The organism is Finegoldia sp. P2-F-LR, from assembly GCF_052932265.1.
Window position 1 is genome coordinate 1 of record NZ_JBRFJF010000020.1, and the last position, 3,786, is coordinate 3,786.

A 3,786-nucleotide genomic window follows, 5' to 3' on the forward strand; every position below is an offset into this window, starting at 1 on the left:
AACTTTACCAGTTGTGTAAGATTGATCTTTGTAACCTTCTTGAAGTTTACCATCTTCAACTTTTCTAGAAGTTTCTTTTCCATCTTTATCTTTTGTGATATAGATATGGTGTTCGATGAATGAACCTTTCTTTTCTACACCTGTACCACCAGTATTTCCTGTTTGAAGGTGAATGATGTTAGCTAATGTTAAATCCGCGTTACCATTTCCATATATAGTTGCACTAGAGCCTAAATTTATTACTTCTACATTTGGATTTATTTTTGACTTAATAGTTATAATATATGGGTTGTCAATACTTGTTCTTCCCAAATCGATAGAAATACTACCATCTTGTAATTTGTTAGCCTTAATATTCGAATCAGATTCTCCATTTACAGGATTTTCATAAACAGCATCAGGCATATGAGTTCTTGCTGGTACTTTTACTACATCAACAGATACATCATTATTAACGAAATCCACTTGGGTTTCATTAAAGTTTATATCCTTATTTCTAATAACAACTCCAACAGTACCATTGAAGTATTCATTGTTTGCAGATTGTATAAATTTAGAGTCTGGATTTATATAGAAAACTTGAGTAAACTCACCTGTCTTAGGATCGAAGGCAGTGTAATTACTTTTACCATTAATACCTGTTTGATGACTATCATAACTCACTTTACCATAATCTACGTATAATTCTTTTGAATCAGAATGGTCTCCGACACTTACAGTAAATGTTTGAGTTTTAGAGTCTTTAACTTTTTCTTTAACATCATATCCGCCATATTGGACAGCAACTCTGATTTCATCTAAATTTTTAATATTTTCATTAAATGTATATCTAATTTTCTGTCTAGATAATCGCTTTCCGTCAGCAACCGTTACTCCATTAATATTTATAGGGTTCGCATTATCTGTATCAGACTCTATTCCTTTAAGTGTCCAATTATCTGAAAGATTAATATCAAAATAGTCTCCGGCTTTTGTATCGTCAGGTGCCTTAAATGCTACTGACCAAGCTAATCCCTCACCATTTCCTGCATCTAAAACTCCTTCTTGTTTAGTTTTACCTATGTGGATTTCTGCTTCAGTGATGTCATTAGAGATATCCCTTCCTGCTTCAGTTTCATTTGCAGCTGCTAATGGTTGTTTTTTAACATAATCTGAAATATTCAAAGTATTATTATATGAATTAATAATATTATTTAAATAAGATTTAACATCAAATTCTTTGTCAATTGCTAATTTTGATTTGATATCTTCTTGGATTTTAGATATTTCACTATCTGAACATCCCGCTTTTTTTAATTCTTCTTTTTGTGAATTTGTAAGCGTAAATTGTGCATCTTCAGTAGTTAATTTATCTTCAGATATTTCGTCTTTTGATTGTGAAGATGTTACTTCACTTATTGTTTCAATATTTTCATCGTCTTCACTTATTGTTTCGGTTGTTAATTCAGTGTTATCTGTACTTTGCTTTCTTACTTCATCTTTGTTAGTTTCAGATTCAGACAACTTAATATCTTCTTTCGGTTCTGATTCATCCTTATTACTAACTACATTACTAACTACATTTTCTGTTGTTATTACCGCTGATTCTGCTTGAGCTTTTAATGTGGTATCTGTAGTGTTAGCTATTGAATTATCAGCAGATACTTGATTTGCTAAAACCATAGGGCTTGCTAATACCCCAAACGCTAACAAAATCTTGGCAATATTATTCAAATTCTTTTTGTCCATTTTTACCTCCTTTAAAACAAAACTATATAAGAACTAACTCTTATACAATTAACAAATTGATGTGTTGATATGCACTGAATGCTAGATTACTAAAAAGCTATTTACATTCAATACTATACGTATATTTTAATACCCCAAAATATAAAAAACAAACACATTATTGGCTATTTTTGTAATTTTTAGGTTTTTGTATTACATTTTTGAAATATTTTTTGTCAAGAATATTATAATATTTGATAAAATAAAAAGGAACAAAAGAAACTGTTGGGTGGGTATGAATAAACATACTATCTCAACAGTTTTTTAATAAAAAAATTGCACTTACTCTACAAATCACCTAAAATAAAGTCACCACAACCAAATAAAGGAGGTAAAGTAAGTGCAGATAATAATATCACAAAGCTTGTGGGAATTAAAGGTATTAAATTAGAAAAAGTAGAAGAAACAGAAGATAAGATAACAATAACAGGTAAATGTAAGAAAAGACCTAAAACATTTCTATGCTGCGGATCAAAAAAGATAGAAATACATGACCATAGACAACAAAACATAAGAGATTTACCATATAGAGACAAACAAGTAATATTAAAAATAGACATAAGACGATTTAAGTGTAGAGAATGTGGAAAAAGATTCACAGAAGACAAGCCATTCGTATCAAAACATTGCCAAATAACAAAAAGACTCAAAAGAAGAGTATTAGAAGAATTTAAAAACAAAATATCCATCAAAGATATAGCTAAAAAATTTTACATTTCACCCAAAACAGTCTCAAACATAATAGATACAGTAGAAATAAAAAGACTAAAACTAGGAGAAGTCCTAAACATAGACGAATTCAAAGGAGATTCAGGAGGAGAGAAATACCAGACGATAATAGCAGATAGTCAAAACAAAAAGATATTAGACGTACTACCAACAAGAAAATTTGATTACTTAGATAAATACTTTAGTCAAATACCAAAAGAAGAAAAAGACAAAGTAAAAATCTTCGTAAGCGATATGTATAGACCATATAGAGATATAAAGAAAAAACACTTTCCAAACGCAAAACATCTAATAGACAGATATCATTTCATAAGACAAGTAACATGGGGATTTGAAAATACAAGAATATCAGAATCAAAAAAGATGAAAAAACAAGAAAGAATACACTTTATGAGAAGTAAATCCCTTCTGACAAAACCAATGATAAAACTTGAAGATGACGAAAAGAAAAAAGTATCAATAATGTTAGAAAGAAACGAAGAAATAAGAAAAGCATACCTAACAAAAAAAACTTCTACAACCTAGTTATGAAGAGTGAAAACAAAGAGAAAGCTCAAAGAAGCATACAAGGTTGGATAGTTTACCTGTTAGAAGATGGATCCATTAAATGGAGGTCCTGTCTAACAGCATATAAGAACTGGATAGAACAAATATCAAACAGTTTTGATTACGAATTTACCAATGGATATGTAGAAGGAATGAACAATAAAATAAAAGTATTAAAGAGAATAACATTTGGAATGAAAAATTTCAAAAGATTTAGAAATAGAATATTAGCACTTGAATAATATACAAGAACTGAATAAAAGAATTAGCTTTTAGGAAAATAAGCCTATAGGCTTATTAAGTGACGCTAAAAACAGGTAGAAAGTGACTAATAAGATAGGTCTTTTAAAAGTAAGTGAATAATGATGTATAATTAAGAGGAGATGCCAACTTTATAAGCATCCCCCAATGGATTCTTTAGAGCCAAATTTAATAAAAAAAAGAAGCAACTCATATGATGATGTGTAGCCATAAAACTGGACACAATATTTAATTAATTAGTTGTAGTGGATGCTAACCTATATTTTGTAGGTGGCATCCATTTTGTTTTTGATTGAATTCTTTCGTTATTGTAATAATAGATGTATTCCTCTATTGCTTTAGAAAATTCTTCATAGGAGTTATAGCTCTTTTCGTAACCATAATAAACTTCATTTTTTAATCTTCCAAAAAATGTTTCCATAATTGAATTATCATAACAATTACCTTTTCTTGACATTGATTGGATAATACCATGCTTCTTGA

At 29.3% G+C, this 3,786-nt stretch carries 2 protein-coding genes and 1 pseudogene; 1 reads left to right on the forward strand and 2 read right to left on the reverse strand.

Annotated elements, in window-relative coordinates; translation table 11 throughout:
- A partial coding sequence (locus tag ACU68W_RS09170) for an Ig-like domain-containing protein (RefSeq protein WP_446756436.1) occupies positions 1-1,728 on the reverse strand: 1,728 nt, incomplete at its 3' end.
- Positions 1,729-2,133: 405 nt separating this feature from the next.
- Between ACU68W_RS09170 and ACU68W_RS09175 the strand changes: the two are divergent.
- Positions 2,134-3,284 (forward strand): annotated as a pseudogene (locus ACU68W_RS09175) (ISL3 family transposase).
- A 251-nt stretch (positions 3,285-3,535) separates the two neighbouring features.
- Here the strand turns inward: ACU68W_RS09175 and ACU68W_RS09180 are convergent.
- Positions 3,536-3,786, reverse strand: a 251-nt coding sequence (locus ACU68W_RS09180) for a transposase (protein WP_446756437.1), incomplete at its 5' end; no start/stop codon positions are given.